Origin of the sequence: Cytobacillus sp. FSL R7-0696 (assembly GCF_038006865.1) — a bacterium.
Lineage (GTDB): Bacteria > Bacillota > Bacilli > Bacillales > Cytobacillaceae > Cytobacillus > Cytobacillus kochii.
Window position 1 is genome coordinate 4,034,002 of record NZ_JBBOWA010000001.1, and the last position, 17,669, is coordinate 4,051,670.

The 17,669-nt window shown below is 34.9% G+C and carries 17 protein-coding genes; 11 read left to right on the forward strand and 6 right to left on the reverse strand.

Annotated features, from left to right (window positions below):
- Positions 1–302: 302 nt before the first annotated feature.
- Complete coding sequence (locus tag MKX29_RS20645; RefSeq protein WP_341107445.1) at positions 303–1,055, forward strand: class I SAM-dependent methyltransferase; 753 nt, start codon at positions 303–305, stop codon at positions 1,053–1,055.
- Positions 1,056–1,138: 83 nt separating this feature from the next.
- Here MKX29_RS20645 and MKX29_RS20650 read toward each other — a convergent pair whose 3' ends face one another.
- Complete coding sequence (locus MKX29_RS20650) at positions 1,139–2,092, reverse strand: calcium/sodium antiporter (RefSeq protein ID WP_224936508.1); 954 nt, start codon at positions 2,090–2,092, stop codon at positions 1,139–1,141.
- A 254-nt stretch (positions 2,093–2,346) separates the two neighbouring features.
- Here MKX29_RS20650 and MKX29_RS20655 point away from each other — a divergent pair, with 254 nt between their 5' ends.
- Positions 2,347–2,727: an alpha/beta hydrolase-fold protein gene (locus MKX29_RS20655; RefSeq protein ID WP_341107447.1), complete on the forward strand. Its 381-nt coding sequence runs from the start codon at positions 2,347–2,349 to the stop codon at positions 2,725–2,727.
- A 274-nt stretch (positions 2,728–3,001) separates the two neighbouring features.
- On the opposite strand, the gene MKX29_RS20660 is transcribed toward MKX29_RS20655, so the two are convergent.
- On the reverse strand, positions 3,002–3,763 hold the full coding sequence (locus tag MKX29_RS20660; protein ID WP_224936505.1) for a SurA N-terminal domain-containing protein: 762 nt from the start codon (positions 3,761–3,763) through the stop codon (positions 3,002–3,004).
- A gap of 501 nt (positions 3,764–4,264) precedes the next feature.
- On the opposite strand from MKX29_RS20660, the gene MKX29_RS20665 reads away from it, so the two are divergent.
- The 8 genes from MKX29_RS20665 (at position 4,265) to MKX29_RS20700 (ending at position 13,186) form a co-directional block, all read left to right on the forward strand.
- Positions 4,265–4,747 (forward strand): GNAT family N-acetyltransferase, encoded by a 483-nt coding sequence (locus MKX29_RS20665; RefSeq protein WP_341107449.1) that lies wholly within the window; start codon positions 4,265–4,267, stop codon positions 4,745–4,747.
- A 340-nt stretch (positions 4,748–5,087) separates the two neighbouring features.
- Positions 5,088–5,975 (forward strand): hypothetical protein, encoded by an 888-nt coding sequence (locus MKX29_RS20670; RefSeq protein ID WP_341107451.1) that lies wholly within the window; start codon positions 5,088–5,090, stop codon positions 5,973–5,975.
- Between the two features lie 28 nt (positions 5,976–6,003).
- Positions 6,004–6,780, forward strand: coding sequence for a hypothetical protein (locus MKX29_RS20675; RefSeq protein WP_341107452.1), 777 nt, complete (start codon positions 6,004–6,006; stop codon positions 6,778–6,780).
- A gap of 22 nt (positions 6,781–6,802) precedes the next feature.
- The gene (locus MKX29_RS20680) at positions 6,803–7,282 is read left to right on the forward strand and encodes an NUDIX domain-containing protein (protein WP_341055626.1); all 480 of its coding nucleotides are present in this window, start codon (positions 6,803–6,805) and stop codon (positions 7,280–7,282) included.
- 15 nt (positions 7,283–7,297) lie between these two features.
- Positions 7,298–7,936 (forward strand): NUDIX hydrolase, encoded by a 639-nt coding sequence (locus MKX29_RS20685; protein WP_341055624.1) that lies wholly within the window; start codon positions 7,298–7,300, stop codon positions 7,934–7,936.
- Positions 7,936–8,310 carry a VOC family protein gene (locus MKX29_RS20690; RefSeq protein ID WP_289433786.1) on the forward strand — a complete coding sequence of 125 codons (375 nt, stop codon included), beginning with the start codon at positions 7,936–7,938 and terminating at the stop codon, positions 8,308–8,310. Before MKX29_RS20685 ends, MKX29_RS20690 begins: the two co-directional genes overlap by 1 nt.
- A 52-nt stretch (positions 8,311–8,362) precedes the next feature.
- Positions 8,363–8,821 (forward strand): DinB family protein, encoded by a 459-nt coding sequence (locus tag MKX29_RS20695; protein WP_341055621.1) that lies wholly within the window; start codon positions 8,363–8,365, stop codon positions 8,819–8,821.
- Between the two features lie 3,021 nt (positions 8,822–11,842).
- The gene (locus MKX29_RS20700; protein WP_341107454.1) at positions 11,843–13,186 is read left to right on the forward strand and encodes an FAD-binding oxidoreductase; all 1,344 of its coding nucleotides are present in this window, start codon (positions 11,843–11,845) and stop codon (positions 13,184–13,186) included.
- Positions 13,187–13,347: 161 nt separating this feature from the next.
- Here MKX29_RS20700 and MKX29_RS20705 read toward each other — a convergent pair whose 3' ends face one another.
- Positions 13,348–13,890: a cysteine hydrolase family protein gene (locus tag MKX29_RS20705; RefSeq protein ID WP_341108330.1), complete on the reverse strand. Its 543-nt coding sequence runs from the start codon at positions 13,888–13,890 to the stop codon at positions 13,348–13,350.
- A 597-nt stretch (positions 13,891–14,487) separates the two neighbouring features.
- Positions 14,488–14,943, reverse strand: coding sequence for a VOC family protein (locus tag MKX29_RS20710; RefSeq protein WP_341107456.1), 456 nt, complete (start codon positions 14,941–14,943; stop codon positions 14,488–14,490).
- Positions 14,944–15,019: 76 nt separating this feature from the next.
- Here MKX29_RS20710 and MKX29_RS20715 point away from each other — a divergent pair, with 76 nt between their 5' ends.
- Positions 15,020–15,928 carry a helix-turn-helix transcriptional regulator gene (locus tag MKX29_RS20715; protein ID WP_224936496.1) on the forward strand — a complete coding sequence of 303 codons (909 nt, stop codon included), beginning with the start codon at positions 15,020–15,022 and terminating at the stop codon, positions 15,926–15,928.
- Between the two features lie 244 nt (positions 15,929–16,172).
- Here the strand turns inward: MKX29_RS20715 and pdxT are convergent, their stop codons facing one another.
- Entirely contained in the window at positions 16,173–16,766 is a 594-nt protein-coding gene (gene pdxT / locus MKX29_RS20720; protein ID WP_281203024.1) for a pyridoxal 5'-phosphate synthase glutaminase subunit PdxT, read from the reverse strand.
- Positions 16,766–17,653 (reverse strand): pyridoxal 5'-phosphate synthase lyase subunit PdxS, encoded by an 888-nt coding sequence (gene pdxS, locus MKX29_RS20725; RefSeq protein ID WP_281203023.1) that lies wholly within the window; start codon positions 17,651–17,653, stop codon positions 16,766–16,768. The genes pdxT and pdxS overlap by 1 nt, the downstream gene beginning before the upstream one ends.
- Positions 17,654–17,669 lie beyond the last annotated feature (16 nt).

Consider the following 17,669-nt stretch of genomic DNA (forward strand, 5'->3'; position numbering starts at 1 on the left):
AACGATTACGTTTTAAAGAGTATAATGTTTTTTTAGTTTTGTCAATATGAATCTTTTATTTTTAATAAATAACTAATTAATAGCTAAATGGCTGAAAAGAGGGGAATATAGCTTATTTTATTAGTCATATTAATAAAATCCGCTTCAACTAATATATTTAAAATTACGAAAATATCACAAACAGGAGTGCTTAACGGTACTGTATTATGACACAAAATTGAAGGAGAATCACCCAAGTTTTTTCTCAAAAAGGAGGACATCATCACCCAAGAGAAGAATATATGTTCTTAAGAGGTGAAAGTATGAATAATGTAACGTTAATACAAAACAAAAAAAGTTGGGATAAAGCCGCAGAGCGTTTTTTTGCTAGAAACCCGCTACCTGAATATGGTCCGTTCGCACCTACAGAAGAAGCTTTACAGTTATTCGGTGAGGTTAAAGGAAAGAGGATATTGGAATTAGGATGTGGGAGTGGTCATTCAATCAAATATTTAGATGGAAAATCTCCTAGTGAGTTATGGGGGCTTGATTTATCTCATGTGCAAATTCAAACAGCTAAGCACTTATTAGCAGAAAGTAATACATCGATTCAATTATTTGAGTCTCCAATGGAAGAGAATCCTGGTATTCCAAGTGCGTATTTTGATATTGTCTTTTCAATATACGCGATCGGATGGTCGACGGATTTAAGAAAGACATTGGCCAATGTCTTTCAATATTTAAATGATGGTGGTTTATTTATCTTTAGTTGGGAGCACCCACTATATAATAGAATGAGCCGCCAAAATGGACAACTCGTTATGACTAAAAGCTATCATGAGGAAGGTGCTTATGATCATCATGCATGGCAGGAACCAGCAACAATGCAACAATATAAATTAAGTACATATATCAATTTACTTACTGCTTCTGGCTTTCATATTGAGCAAATGATCGAAGAGGTCTGTATAACAGAAGAAGATAAAGATAGACATAGTAATGGCTGGTATTCACCTGATAAAGCCAGTCTATTACCGACTAGCTTTATTATCAAATGTCGTAAGCCAAACATATAGGGCAAACAAACAAAAAAAAGACTTTCAAACTAGAAATGGAAGTCTTTTTTTATCATGCACATTCAATTATTTTATAGCATTTTTTAATTACGAATAATAATATAAACCAAATAAATAATGTATGCGACAGCGAGAATGAACCCTTCTCTTTTGCCGATTTTAAAACTGGTCCGCGAGAATATAAATAGAACAATCGTTAGGATTATCATAAGAATGACATCAATAAAGACTTTATCATTTACGGCTAATGGTGAGATGGTTGCCGAGGCACCAAGTACAAATAAAATATTAAAAATATTACTACCTACAATATTACCCAAAGCGATTTCGCTCTCTTTTTTTAACGCTGCAGTAATTGAAGTTACTAGTTCTGGTAGAGAGGTACCTATTGCAACAATTGTTAACCCTACTAATGTTTCACTCATACCGAGGGAGTATGCAATTTCTGTCCCGTTGTTAACGACCAAATTCCCACCAAAAATAATGGCCGCTAGACCTATAATCGAAATGAATATATTTTTCCCCCACGTAATGTCTTTAGGAGTAGATATATTTTCTTTATTTTGCCGACTTTTAAGGCCAATTTCAATGACATAGTACATAAATATAGATAAAAATAATAAAAAGACAAGCCCATCACTACGAGTAAGTAAATTACTGTCAAAACCCTGCAATGCTATATCACTCATAAGAATGAGCAAAGTAACACTTGCAAGTAATGTGAAAGGGATTTCTTTTTTTATGGTTTCACTTTGTACTTTCAATGGATATAAAAAGGCTGTAACCCCTACCACAAGTGTGATGTTAAAGATATTGCTTCCCAGCACATTCCCTAGTGAAACATCTGCACTTCCTTCTAGTGCCGCAATAATACTGACAGTAGCCTCAGGTGAACTTGTACCAAATGCCACAATCGTTAACCCAATTAAGATGGGCGGGACTCTTAACAACCTAGCAATATTGGAAGAACCGTCAACAAAAAGATCAGCCCCTTTAATCAATAATGCGAATCCAACAAGTAATAAAATATAAGTCATCATAAGTACTCCTTCATTTTCTTTTATGTATAGTTTTATTCATTATTCTTTTCTCTTCACTCCTATTCATACCCTCTTTCGGAGTGGATTAAAATATAGCTTTGATTTATTAATAAAAAAAATATCCAATTATGCTCGTATAAATTTGTATAATATCTTTAAAAACATTATCGTAAATGATAGAAATGAGTTTTCCTTATTAAACTTTTAAATACTTCCTTAACAACTCCTTTTAAAAATTGCATAAGTGAGGTGTGCTTAAATTTGTTGCATTGCTTCCCAATTTATTCAAATATCTTGTAACAAACGAGAACAAGGGTTATCCCATTTCAAGTAATCACTATCCTGTGCTTTACATGCATGATGGTCAAAATCTTTTACGTGATCAAGATGCAATTGGTGGTGACTCTTTGTCATTGGAAAAAGGGTTAGATTACCATAATGCTCAACTAATGATAGTGGGTATTGATAGTATACAGGTGCAAAGAACAGAAGATTATTGCCCTTGGCAGGCAGGTTTATATAGTGAAAAATCTCATGTTGATAAGCATTTTCGTGTGAATGAACAACAGTACATTGAGTTTATTACGAAAGAACTGAAGCCTTATAGGGTAGCAATTGCTATCCAATTATAAAAGCAAACAAAGTTATTAATTGTAGAAGGAGGAAAAAACATCATTATGTTCACTTTAAAACCCGAGCGCCAAGAGTCCTAATGCAATTATTTTCTTAACCAAGAAGAATGGGGAAAATATTACTCGATAGAATAATCCAATAGGCACCCAAGTTAAGGTCATTCCTACTGGTACCACTGGGAAATTTGTTTATTTTGATAGGTTGAGGTCTTTATAAAGACTACAAGAACCATCAAAAACCCCCACCCAAATGAAGTTTGGATGGGGGGGATTATTAAATCTTAATATCAACTTTCCCTTTTTCTTTCAAGTCATCAACATGTTGAGCAAGTACTTCTTGTTGTTTTTGCTGTTGGATAGATGCTTTAATTTGTTCTTTTACATCTTCAAGTTTTGGCACTTCTTGATCGGCACCTTCACTTTGTGTTTTTACTTCTTCATACGCTTTTTTGATTTCATCTTCTGATACTTCACCAGTAGGCACTTCTTTTTCAACGTATTGGTTGAATTGAATGCTATCAGCGATTTGTGCTTTTAATTCTTTTTCATCTAATTTAGATTGCTCTAGAGCAGCTGCAAAGGCTTTTTCATCTTCAAATTGACCTTTTGTCTGCTCAAATTGTTCATTGATATCTTCTTCAGAAGCTTTAATCCCTTTTTTATCTGCTTCTTGAAGGATAAGTGCTTGTCCAACAAGGCTATCAATTACTTGAGTCTTCATTTGTTCAGATGTTTCTTTAGTAGTTGGGTCTTGACCCATTTGTTGCATTTGCCCTTGTAGTGTAGTAAGTGTCAAATTATAATCAACACCTAAGATTTTTTCATCATTCACTACAGCAACAGTTGAATCATCCTCAACCATTTGTTCGTCTAATTTCTTCTGCATTTCTTCTTGTTTTTTCTTATCTTCAGCAGATAATTCAGTGTTTTGCCCTTCGTCCTTCTTCTCAGCATCTTTTGCTTCTTCGTCTCCTCCACAAGCGGCTAAGAAAAGCACCATCAAACTTGTCATTAATAAAACTGTCCATTTCTTCATAATCAATCTCCTTCCTGCAAGCAGAATGATTTTTTGATTAAAATCATCTAGTGCGCATTATATAGTATGTTTGGCTAAAAAGAAACCAATAGACCCTCCAATTATGAGATGTAATCAAATTGAAAAATCAATAAAAATTTTAACTATTTACATATGATACCAGCAAAACAAGAGATTAGCCATTCTTTTCATATTAAAGAGGAAAAAATGCCTGTTCTTTTATTACAAAAGTAACAAAAATTATAAGAATTTTCAGTAGAAATATCGCTGACTTAAACTTTGATAGGTTATGATAGTAAGGTGAAGTATAACGAATGGAAGAAAGCTCTTTTGCATGACTCACACTGTATAACCAACTCCATTTTTTCTATCCACTTCGAAGTTGTCATGATTCCTAACAATTGCATTTATAAAAACAGTCTAAAAACTTATACTGTATTCTATGAAAGATTCCTCTATCTATGAAAATTTAGTGAAAAATGGGTAATAAGGAGCGCACTTATGTTAATCAAATACGCAACAAGCGAGGATGCTGCTATCATTAACGAAATAATGCAGGTTGCATTTAGTGAATATAAAAATCCCCCATCTAGTGCTTTAAAAGAAACAACGGCAGAAGTCAAGAACGCACTAGAGAGAGGTGAACATAGTTTAATCGGCTTTGATCAAGATATACCAGTGGCGATGGTTCGGTTTAAACTCACAAATAAGGAGCTGTATTTTTATCGTCTTTCTGTACTCCCAACCTATCAACGAAAAGGGTTGGCAAAGCAATTGTTGAAGGAATTAGAATCCTATGCAAGGAATCATGGAGTTACCCAGCTCGTTTGCAAAGTCCGAATGACTGCTTCAAAAAATATCTTATTATATCAATCAATTGGTTATGAGATGTTTGAAAAAGTAACTGTCCGGAAAGCAAATGGGTTTGAAATCTCTGTTGTTCACATGAAAAAACAAATCCAGTTAGGCAAGGTAAGGGGTTAAATATATGACGAAGTAACGACCAATTAGGATCGAAAAGAAATACAGTTATCATGGAAAACGAGTCTGTTCAACGAAAATGGATAAACATGCAAGCGTTTAGTCAATATTTTGAACAATACTAGAAGATTTACTAAGTGATTTTAGATAGCGCCATTGAAAGGTATCAACAATGGTATAAGAAGGATTGAACAATCAACCTCAAGAGTATCTCTACATATTTTAAAGTCTAGTGCTTCGTTTCGTTTCCACTTTTACGAGCAAAAGATCAGTTGGAAAATTCAATGAACGGCACGCTAATCGTATTTACATTTAAAACACTATGTATATAGGAGGAAACTAAATGAATAAACAAACGAAGATTTGGATGCAGCGTAATGCTCGACCACTTGAACTGGCACGATGGGAATACCTATTTGATGGAGGGTCGCGAGAAAGGGTCATTCAGTATTTAGCATCTTACCAAAATGAAGATGGAGGTTTCGGTAATGGATTGGAACCCGATTTCTGGCTGCCAGATTCTTCGGCTATTGCTACATGGTCAGCGTGCCAACAATTAATAGAAGTGAATGCGACTAAGGATGAAAGCATAGTAAGGAATCTCGTCAACTATTTATTATTTTCTTTTAATAAAGAGGCGGAACTTTGGCTCACAGTAACACCAGAACATAACCTTTATCCCCATGCCCCTCATTGGCACTATACAAAAGATGTTCAATCTACGTGGATGTATAATCCATCAGTTGAATTAGCTGCCTATTTGATACATTGGTCGAGCAAGGAGAGTGAAGCAAATAAGTTGGGATGGCAAGTAATTGAAAAAGCCTTCACCTATCTGCAGCAAGCGGAAGACATGGGATTTCATGAGATTAATAATTATCAGAAGGCGGCGATCTTATTACAGGACAAAATGGGTGATTCCAAAAAAGTGCTTGCTAAAATCCATCAACTAGCAGAGCGAGCGATGAACAAATTACCAGATACATGGGGGAAAAGTTATGGCGCACTGCCACTAGATTTAATTCATAATAAAGAGGACCTTCTATATCATCAATATCGCAATCTTGTAGAAGAAAATATTGTTTACCTACATAAAACAATTACAACGGAGGGGATATGGAACCCTTCTTGGGATTGGGGAGACGATCAGTTGCATTTTGCTGTAGCTAAACAACAATGGATAGGCATTATTGCCATTAATAATCAGCAGAAATTACAGATCTTTCAATAAAATCTTTTGCTTCATAGGAGTTGTTCATATGAACACGGATAAAAACCAATCCATTCTATCATATATAATGAATCTATTAACTACACTCACTTGCTTACTTATTCTACTAAATGTTTTCCTTCTAAGTAGTGTTGGTTTTGATTTATATGAATGGAAGCAGTCATATCAGTCATGGGTTTATCTTTACTGCATCATTTATGCTCTACTTGTTGCTGTGGTCATTGACGGGTTTTCGATTAAATTATCTTTATCCATATCAGCTCAGGCCATCTTTTATACAGTCGCTGGCTTTATAGCTTTCTTTCCTTTTACGGGAATCAGCTTTTTTACCTTTTTTGCAGGTATATTCGCTGCATTTATAGCTGTTATCTTTTTCTTTTGCTATAAAATCGTGAAACACTATCATAAAAAACTATGGGTAATTGTTCTACTTTTTCCCATGTTAGTTGCATTATCCACCATAGATTATACAGAGAAGAAAGACTGGCATGAACAAACGTCAGAAAACTCATTTTCTGCTCAATTTACTCATTTTAATGGTATGCACCCTATTCCTATTTCACTTGCCCGTGGTGAGATAGTCTACATAACCATTCAATTTTTACCTGAAAATGAGGGTGGCTATGGTTATTATATTTTAGACGAAAAAAACCAAGATGTGTCTTATCAGATGATAGAGGCAATCGATCAAGACGTGAACAATTTTCAAATCTATTTTACAGCAGATACAACAGGTCAATATCGTGTTTTCGTAACCGGTTCAGATTTAAAGGGGAGAATAAAAGTCAATTGGGAAGTGAAGTGATTACTGAGTGAGGTTTAGGCAAATGGCCGTTGCGTTTTTAACCAATCGAAATGGTGAAGTTTTACTATTACAAAAACCTTCCACGCACGCATTTCTTCCAGGGAAACTCGTTCCAATCGGTGGTCATATGGAGCCAGATGAGCTAAATGACCCCGAACGAGCGATTATAAGAGAAGTGCAGGAAGAGACTGGACTTATTTTAGAAAAACTACAGTTAAAGTATATTGTCCATAGATTAAAAGCAGATGAAAATGAGATAAGGGTTCAATATGTCTTCTTTGCAAGCTTAAAGGAGAATGGACCAATTATTTCAGGTGAGGAGGGAGAATTGTGCTGGATCAGGATGAAAAATTTGGAAAAAGAAAACGTTTCTGAAACGTCGAGGGCCATTGCCAGTCATTATAATGAACACCTGGAAAATGAATTAATCTATACCGGCACAATGAAATCAGACAACGGCAAACCCACTATTACTTGGAGTGTACTAGAAGATTGGTTGTAGGAAAGGATGGCATACATGACTAAAGAATTCTTGAAAATCTTTGATGAACATTATAACGAAATTGGTATAGCAACAAGAGACGACGCGCACGACAATGGCTATTGGCATGAAGTCTTTCATTGTTGGCTACTAAGTCAGGAAGGAGAGACAGCCTACCTCATTTTACAGATCAGAAGTGCGCAAAAGAAAGATTATCCTAATTTGCTAGATATTACTGCTGCAGGGCATTTATTAGCGGATGAAACCATTGAAGATGGAGTTAGGGAAGTAGAGGAAGAGCTAGGCATCAATGTCTCTATAAAACAACTTTCCTCAATTGGTATGCTTCGCTATGCGATAGAAACCGAAAAGATGAAAGATAGAGAGCATGCACATGTTTTTTTATATCGTGGATTATTCAACTGGGATCAATTTTCTCTTCAAGAAGAAGAAGTAGCCGGCTTGGTTAAAGTGAAATGGACTGATTTTTGCCGATTATGGGTGGGGGAACAAGATACGATTCCTATTATAGACCGATCTATCTTAGATCCTAGGCAAAGTGATGAGCTGAACACTAATATCACTCAAGCACACTTTGTTCCGCATCCGCCTTCGTTTTATCAAGATGTCATAAGACTGATTCAACCATTGCTAGTGAATAAAGGAGGTATTTGATGGCTTTCAAAATTGAATTATTTGTCATAGACTTGCACCAGTCGATTCATTTTTATCAAGAAATATTAGGATGTAGCCTTATGAAACAAGGGGAGAATAGTGCCTTGTTTAAGAATGAGGATACTTTTCTCTTACTCACAGGAGAATCCATTCTAGACGAGGACCATTACTTCAGAAAAAGGAATTTAGCAAATAAGGGAGTGGGCGTTGAGTTGATTCTAAGTGTGGATGACGTCAATGATCATTACGAGCAAATCACAAAAGTCGCACCAAAAGTCATAGAATCTCCTATTAAACACCAAAGTTGGGGGGCAACTGATTTTAGAGTCATTGACCCAGATGGATATTATATACGGGTAACTTCAAAAGGATAGACCTCCAGTACAGTTGAATTCGTCTTATAAAAATTTTAGGGGGAAGAGAAATATGCAAAAGGTAGTTGAGGGGATCAATCGTTGGATAAAAACATTGCCAAATGAGTACAATTCTATGTCAGAATTAGAAATTTCTAATCGACCATTACCAAATAAATGGTCTAAAAAAGAAATTTTAGGACATTTATGTGACTCTGCGATAAATAATATTGAAAGGTTTATAAAAATTCAGTATGAAGAACAAGTGTATGTTATTCAATCATATAATCAAGATCAATGGGTAAAGGTTCAGAATTATCAAGATAGACCGCTGGGTGAAATAATAAACCTTTTTCAGACATTAAATAAGCAAATTCTCACTATTGTTAAAAATGTTCCTAGCGAAAGCCTATCTAAACTTTGTGACATAGGCAATAATCAACATAAGACACTCGAGTGGCTTATTCAAGATTATCTTTCGCATATGGAACACCATATTCACAATCAAATTTTAATTAAAAATAACAATTGATAAATTTAGTTCTTAGTAGAGAATAGGGCGCATTTTCGGAGGAAGGAGTGTGCTCTTTTTACATCTATGTATTTATAACAAAAACCAGCTAATGTACTGTCTAGGGATTAGCTGGTTTTACTACTAATTGAAATAATGATTTAAGAGACTTTTAATTTAATAAGTAGCAGCTAAACCATATCAAGTTCAAAAGTTCCGTATGTATTTTTTTATGGTTATTCCCATATGAATGGATCTCATTTCTATATGATATTCGTATAGAAAATTCAAAAGCACGAGTTCTTTCATTTAATAGGCACCTTCATTAACGATATTTTATTTTCTGCTTATATTTTATGATTGGATAATAGATTAGACGGTATCTCATTTTTCGAGCATCGGTATTGTATTTTGTATAATTATCTTCACTATTCTCATTTTATTGATTCAAAAAAGGGGAAAGCGTTAGAAGAAGATAAAAGAGAAGTAAAGCGAACAGAACAGCAACTCTAAAGCAAAAAACCTACCTTAAATTAGAATTCCAACTTGATAAATATATATACAAAGCTCATACATTTTAGTAGACATAACGCCTCAATAAGTAGAGCATCTTAGTACATGCTCTTTTTTTATATGAGCTTAAAAAATTCATTTAATTACAATAATATGACTTAGATAATTCAGAAGTACGCTTAAATGAATTGAATCAAGAAGCTGAACAAGGAATTATAACTATTTTATCGGATAAAACAATAATTCAAAATGTAGAAGTACAAGGAGTAACAAAAACTGTTAAAAACTGGTAGGGATATACACGATATTTAAATAATAGGGATACTGTAAATGCAATAGATCAATTAAGGGAGTTTGATAAAGATGTAAAATCTAGTTCAACTATTTTGAGAATCTTAAAAATACCTGTACTTGGTTTTGTTGCAAGTGTAGTAAGTAACTACGGAAAATTGGTGGCAAGTAGACTTGAAAAGAATAATAAAGGAAACGGTACCATCCTGAGCATAACCTGGGCAATGGTGTTTAATGTGAAAGCTCAATAAAATTGATTAAGTTTCTACTTTTTTTTGTTATTTTTCAAAAAATCCCTTATTGATAAAAGACCATCCAATATTGTTGCTACGACTTCTAAAATCCAAATCATATGATTTTTTCTCCTCTAGTAATCTTAATTGGATGGTTACTTTTTATAATAAACTCGTATTAATCCAATTAGAGTGGAATAAAATGAATAAAATTATTTATTCTATAGGAGGAACTATTTTTGGATTCTACATTTAAACAAAGTCGTTTACCCATGATATTAGGAGTAACGTCTATATTATTACCATATATCGGGATTATAGTTGGAGTATTCGGGATTTTGACTTCTTCAAAGGTAATGAAAGACAGGGAATACATTGAAGAAACTAAATGGGCATCAAGGGGTAGAATCCTTAGTATAATTGGAGGTTGCATTCAAATTATCCTTATTATTTTATTATGTTTATCGATTATATTTTATTACATTTTACATAGCATCTGATTCTAATAAAACAAGAGTATTTCTTGACAAATAAATATACAGCACCTATACAATCTAGTAGACATAACGTCACAATATTGGCAGTTACAAAAACCAGAACCCATGTGGAATCTGGCTTTTTCTTTGCGCTTTTGTTGGCCTAGTATATTATACATGTTAAGAAACAGTGATAAGGCACGATACGTTCTTTTTAATGAATGAAAAAATGAATAAAACTTTCGCCACCTCCCCCTTTTACTGCCTTTTTTCTTAAGAAAAAAAGCCACCTTAAGGTGGTTAATCAACTAACAGTCGTTTGGGGTGATTTTCACTAAATACAAATGAAAAACTTCTATTAATTGCTAAGCCCCTATTTGTTTATCATTATTATTCAATCTTTTCTCTTTTTGTCTTCTTTCCAACCTATCCAAATAGCTACGGCTAAAGCAAATGCTACTCCAATATAAGCCATTCAGTACCCCTCCTTTTTGGAAACCGCCCTGATAGTTTACTCATTTTCCGCAAAGCCATTGAGAAATCTACGTTTTAACGTAACACACCTTTTATAATTATTACGAAACAATTGTAGGAAAGGTTTCATTAAAGGGAAAAACTACCTTAAAGTGGCGGTCATTCCGCTTCTTTTTTGGTCAATTTCATTCAGCTTTTCCTCCCCAAATCTCTTTTACTAAAAGTTTGCCATCAATGAATCTGTTTAAACATACTCTTCTCTATCTCTATAAGACACTATGACACTGTTTTAAAGCAAACTGACGAAATGAGGGGATTGTTTTGATTAAAGAAGAGGAGATAAAGAAAAACTCGTTTAAAAAAAGAGGAATCAAACCGACAACTTCGATTGAATAAAAAATTGTCTATACCGATTGTTAAATCACCAATCAACTAGTAAAAGATATTGTAGAAATACTTTGCGAAACAGATTGCATTCAAGAAAAATAATGGAATATTTATCGGAATTTTTTTAAAGAGATTACCAATTTTCTTATACAACCTTCTTTGGACACCTTAAAAGAGAGTCTCTACATGCATAATGAATCTGTTCATATTGCTGCCTAATAAGATCCCATTTAATTGATCTACTGCAGAAGAATCACTTCCTCTATTGATGTTATTCACGATATTTTACGGGTCCGACTGGATCGCAACTGTCCCACTCACCATCAATATCAAAAGGATTGTTTTTGGCCTTGAGAAAAGTATCATTATTTAAGGTTGGATACCTGCTGCACACCAAGGAGGTGCAGGAGTCGCTACTATTGTCATCTTTGAGCAAACTTGCTCCTATACCAATGCATTACTTGGAGCAGGAAGACTATCCTTTTTAGTTAGCCTTTTTGTGATTGTGATAAAAAAACAACAGCGCCTTTTAAGAGCCACTTAATAAATATTTATTTTCATCAACAGAAACAAAAAATAGGAAGGTTATGTTTTACTTTTTCACATACCAACGTTCATCTACTCATACAATTAAAAATGTTCAACAGTATATAATGGGAGTGGTGTGCATGGGGGCGAGTGAGTTAACAGGGCGGGTGATTTTTAAAGGTGAACCAGGTTACGACAAAGCTGTTTTGAATTGGAATCCTTATGTTGATACTTTTCCACTTGTATTTGTTTTTGCACAAAATGCAAGAGACGTAAGCCATGCGATAAAATGGGCGCGAGAAAAAAATGTTCCATTACGTGTGAGAAGTGGGCGTCATGCATTAGATAAGAGCCTTTCAGTTGTGAAGGGAGGCATCGTAATTGATGTCAGTGACATGCAAAAGGTGCATTTGAATAAGACAAAGGGTATAGCGACAGTGCAAACGGGTGTTCATGTTGGTCCACTTGTAAAAGGCTTGGCTCGCAATGGCTTTGTTGCTCCCTTTGGAGATAGTCCGACTGTTGGTATTGGTGGCATTACAATGGGTGGTGGGTTTGGTGTACTATCACGATCAATTGGGCTAATTAGCGATAATCTTCTTTCGTTGAAAACGGTTGATGCAAATGGAAATATCATTACTGCCAATAAAAAGGAGAATACGGACTTATTTTGGGCTTCCAGAGGGGGTGGTGGCGGTAATTTTGGCTACAATACTGAGTACACATTTAGTGTACGACGTGCACCTAAAGCCACTACTGTATTTAATATCGTTTGGCCATGGGAACAATTTGAAACAGTTGTGAAAGCATGGCAAAAATGGGCACCATTCGTAGATGAAAGGTTAGGCTGCTTATTAGAGGTCTATAGTAAAATCAATGGTTTATGTCATGCAGAAGGAATATTTCAAGGTTCGAAAAGCGAACTGACAAAATTGCTACAACCTTTAACTAGCGCCGGAACACCTTCGAGAATCGTGATTGAGACCTTATCATATCCAGATGCAATCGATTTCTTAGATCCTGACGAACCCATTCCAGGTCGTTCTGATCAAAGTGTGAAATTTTCTTCAGCTTGGGGTCTAGATATATGGCCAAATGAACCGTATGCGATTATGAGAAAGTTTTTGGAAGAAGCAACAGGTACAGAAGCTAATTTCTTTTTTATCAACTGGGGTGGTGCATTGGGGAGAGTCCCAACTGACAAAACAGCTTTCTATTGGCGAAATCCTTTATTTTATGTGGAATGGAATGCGAGTTGGAAGCATAAATCACAAGAAGCAGTTAGCATTGCATCTGTTGAAAGAGTAAGAAAGCTTATCAAGCCATATGTAACAGGTTCATATGTAAACGTGCCAGATCAAAATATAAAAAATTTCGGAGAAGCATATTACGGTAATAATTTTGCAAGGTTACGGGAAGTAAAAACGAAATACGATCCAGAAAACTTCTTTCATTTTCCACAGAGTATACCGCCTTATGATTAATATCAGTTAAAAAACAGCTTACTATGAAGAGCCTTGCTATATCTGAAATAGTAAGGCTTTTCATAGGGATGACTAAAATCATCAATACTTCTGTATGCTGTTCATCTTTTTACATATTGAGATTGTTTTAACCCTCCAAAAAATATTCCGCATAAATGATTCTATTTGATTGCTTTTATCAATTGTTCAGTTGTAAGTATAGTAGCGAACTCTTCATTTAAAGTTGCAAGAGAAATGTTATGTATCGTCTCAGCATCGTAACTGTTATTGTGATGGTCTTTTAAGGCAAATGCTGCCGTTGCATCTGAGATAAGATAAGTGTTGAAACCTAAGTTCCCACTCATTCTTGTAGTCGTTGATACACAATGGGGAGTAGTTAAACCCACTATTACGACAGATTTTAATTCATTAGACTTGAGAAAGCTCTCCAAGTTGGTACCGATAAAACTACTATTCACCTTTTTAGTTATTACTTCTTCACCTGAAATAGGTTCAACACATTCTTTTATTGAGAACCCTTCATTAGCAGGATGAAAAAGCGAATGCGGTTGATCAGATTTGTGTTGAATATGTATGACTTGCCACCCTTTTTTTCTCCAAATCGTTAGTATTTTACTCATATTTTCCTCTGCATTTAAGTTGTTACGTTCTCCCCATTTATTATCATCAAACGCTTTCTGGACATCTACAATTATCAAACCCATATTCCCTTGCTCCATGAAAATCCCCCTTGATTCATTAATACTCATTTAATTTTTACATCAGCCAACATGATAAGACAGCCTTTACCTTGTTTCCCCTTTATAGTTTACATTAACACCAAGTTACATTTATAACAAAACCTAGTAATAAAATATATATTAGCTTGGAGTGTCCATCTGTTTCCAACTATTAAAAAACAAACCAGACCATGCTTCAATGTTTGATTGAAAATATTTACACAATTGTTGAAATGAAAGAGATAACTACACCATTTAGCAGGGAAAATAAAGGCTATAAATGATGATGGAGACATTGGGAAAAGTTCCATATATGTATGAAAAAGCTCAATACAGCATTTCTACACAGTCTATTCTTTTAGTAAACTTCTTTTATTGTATAGCGTTTAGTATTCTTTACTAAAATAAAAAAATATCCTTTATCCATTTATATCAATATTTCTTATTAAATATCTAATCATAGAAATAAAACAAGCCCCGAAATTTCCAAATAATATAGGAAATCTCAGAGGCTAGTTTGTCTATTCTGTTTAGTCTGGGTGTTACGCCAAAAAGGTTGGACAAATCCCCAATAATAGAAGATTAATCTACATAACCATCTATAAATTTACTTGCCTCACTATTAAACTTCCACATTACCCCAAATCTATCGACTAACATTCCAAAACTTGCTGACCATGGCGTAGAAGAAATCGGCATAATCACAGTACCACCTTCTGAAAGGCTTTCGAAATATTGTTCATTTACTTCGGGATCAGCGTCAATAATACTAATTAAGAGGGTATTACCATTTGTGATATCACCTGTGACAGATTGCATAAAAGGCGGAACATCAGAGATCATTAAAATATTCTCCGAAAACTCCATACGAGATTCCATAATCATATTTTGTTCTTTTTTTGTTAATGAGGCATTGGGATTTTGACCGAAGTCGCCAAATTTTACTATTTTTTTGCTAGTTGCTGATAATGCCTTTGCATAAAAGGCCAATGCTTCTTCTGCTTTTCCATCAAATTGTAGATAATTTATTGCTTTCATATTTTATTCCTCCTTTTCATATTTGAAGTATAATAGTACATAAGCGACATATGTATGTCGTATATCGGAGGAGAATATGAAAAAAATTGAGCGACTTATCTCGATAGTAATGATTTTGTTACAAAAGGAAGTTGTATCGGCTTCAGAATTTAGTCAACTTTTTCATGTGACGAGAAGAACGATTCAACGTGATATGGAAACATTAAGTTATGCAAAAATCCCTATTTATGCGAAATATGGTGTTGAAGGGGGATATGCGCTAATGGAAGAGTATAAATTTGATAAACGTTTACTAAATCACAAGGATATAGAAAATATACTTATAGCTTTAGCAGGCTTTGAGGGACTGATTACAAATCAAGAAATTCAAACGACTATTCAAAAAATTAGAGGAATGACCAGCACAGATATTTCTCCAAATCTTAATCTATCTTTCTATGATTGGGTTGGGAGAAGGCAATCTAAAGCAGATATTTTATTTATTGAGCAAGCAATTAATAATAATCGGTTATTAAAGTTTGAGTATGTTGACCAAATAGGAAACATAACTTATAGAGTGGTAGAACCTTATAGACTACATTTAAGTGAAATGCATTGGTATCTATTTGGCTATAACTTAGAACGGAAAGACTATCGAACATTTAAGTTGACGAGGATATTAAATATCCAAAAAGGCGGTTATTTTGATGCAAGAATTAATCAGGAATACAAACATGAAAGACAACACAATAAAGAAAAAACAATGGTTAATGTACATCTATCAATAGATGTTGCTGTAAGGGATCAATTTATCGATAGATATGGGAAAGATGCCGTTAAGAAAGAAGCTGGAACAAGTTACGTTGCAACAATTGAATTGCCTGAGAATCAATATGCTTATCAATTTTTGGCCGGATTTGGTAATAAAGTTAAGATTTTAAAACCAAAAGCATTTATTGTGAAATATGTAAAGTTTTTGGAGGGGGCAGTGAAACTTTATAAATAAAATGGTTACTGCTGTTCTTCTAAACAGCTAAATGGACTCGAAGAAGGAGCGTATTTTTACCGAAGTAAGCAAGTGTGTTTCGTCTTCTTGCCATATATAACTTCTCGCGATAAGAAATAGATTTGCAGGTTAGGAAAAGGAGAGTAAATAAATACATAGAGAACCCGGAAAAATTCCTATTAGGAAACAGCTCTTTTCCGGGCATTTCTTTTTAAATTATCTGTAGCAAGGCTCTTTTTGTGATTTAATGAATGGTAGACATTTGATGTGCCTGTTTTACCATCTCGATAAATAATTTCATCCAACGATTATCCTCTGTTAATTCAGGGTGGAAGGAGGTAACAAGTAGATGACCTTGTTTGGCAGCTACAATTTGGTTATCATATGTAGCTAACACTTCCACATGCTCTGTTACTTCTGTAATAATTGGGGCTCTAATAAATACTGCTGGAACATTGTCTGTGAATCCCTTTACTTGTAACATTGTTTCAAAACTATCCTTTTGTCGACCGAAGGCATTTCGCTTTACACTTATATCCATTAACCGTAAATGCGCTTCACTACCATCAGCTAACTCATTAGCTAGTAATACTAAACCCGCACAAGTACCAAAAATCGGTTTCTTTTCTGCTGAAAACTGTTGAATTGGTGCTTTGAATTCATAATAATCAATTAGTTTTCTTATTGCCGTACTTTCTCCACCAGGAATAATTAAAGCATCAAGTGACGGTAGTTCACTTGCTTTTTTTACGGCTACAGCGACTTGCCCGGCTGACTCGATTTGTTTTATGTGCTCAGAAACGGCTCCTTGCAAGGCGAGTACGCCAATTTTTAACATTACCAACCACGCTCCTGCATTCTTTCTTCTAAGGATAATTTAGAAATATCTAATCCTTTCATTGCAGCACCGAGTTCTTGCGAAAGCTTTCCGATTAAATCGTAGTCCTTATAGTGCGTTGTTGCTTGCACAATGCTATGAGCAAACTTTTCTGGATTTTCAGATTTGAAAATACCCGAACCTACAAAGACACCATCAGAACCAAGTTCCATCATGAGAGCAGCGTCTGCTGGCGTGGCAATCCCACCTGCAGCAAAGTTTACTACTGGTAATTTGCCACTTTTCTTAATTTCACGAAGGATTTCATATGGTGCACCTAAGAGTTTAGCTTCTGTCATGAGTTCATCATCATTCATCAAAGTGATTTTCCGAATTTGTGCTTGAACTTTTCTCATATGCCTTACTGCTTCAACAATATTACCTGTACCCGGTTCACCTTTCGTTCTTAACATGGATGCACCTTCACCAATTCTTCTTGCTGCTTCACCTAAATCACGACATCCACACACAAATGGAACCGTAAACTCACTTTTTAAAATATGGTACTCTTCATCCGCAGGGGTTAATACTTCACTCTCATCTATGTAATCAACACCCATTGCTTCTAACACTCGTGCTTCAACAATATGTCCAATTCTAGCTTTGGCCATGACAGGAATAGACACTGCCTGCATCACTTCTTCAACAATTCTTGGATCCGCCATGCGAGCGACTCCTCCAGCTGCACGAATATCTGAAGGCACGCGCTCTAATGCCATAACAGCAACTGCGCCTGCTGCTTCAGCGACCTTTGCTTGCTCAGCATTGACGACATCCATAATGACACCGCCTTTTTGCATTTGTGCCATCCCGCGTTTTACTGTTTCTGTACCTACTAATTGACTCATTTTCATTCCTCCATTG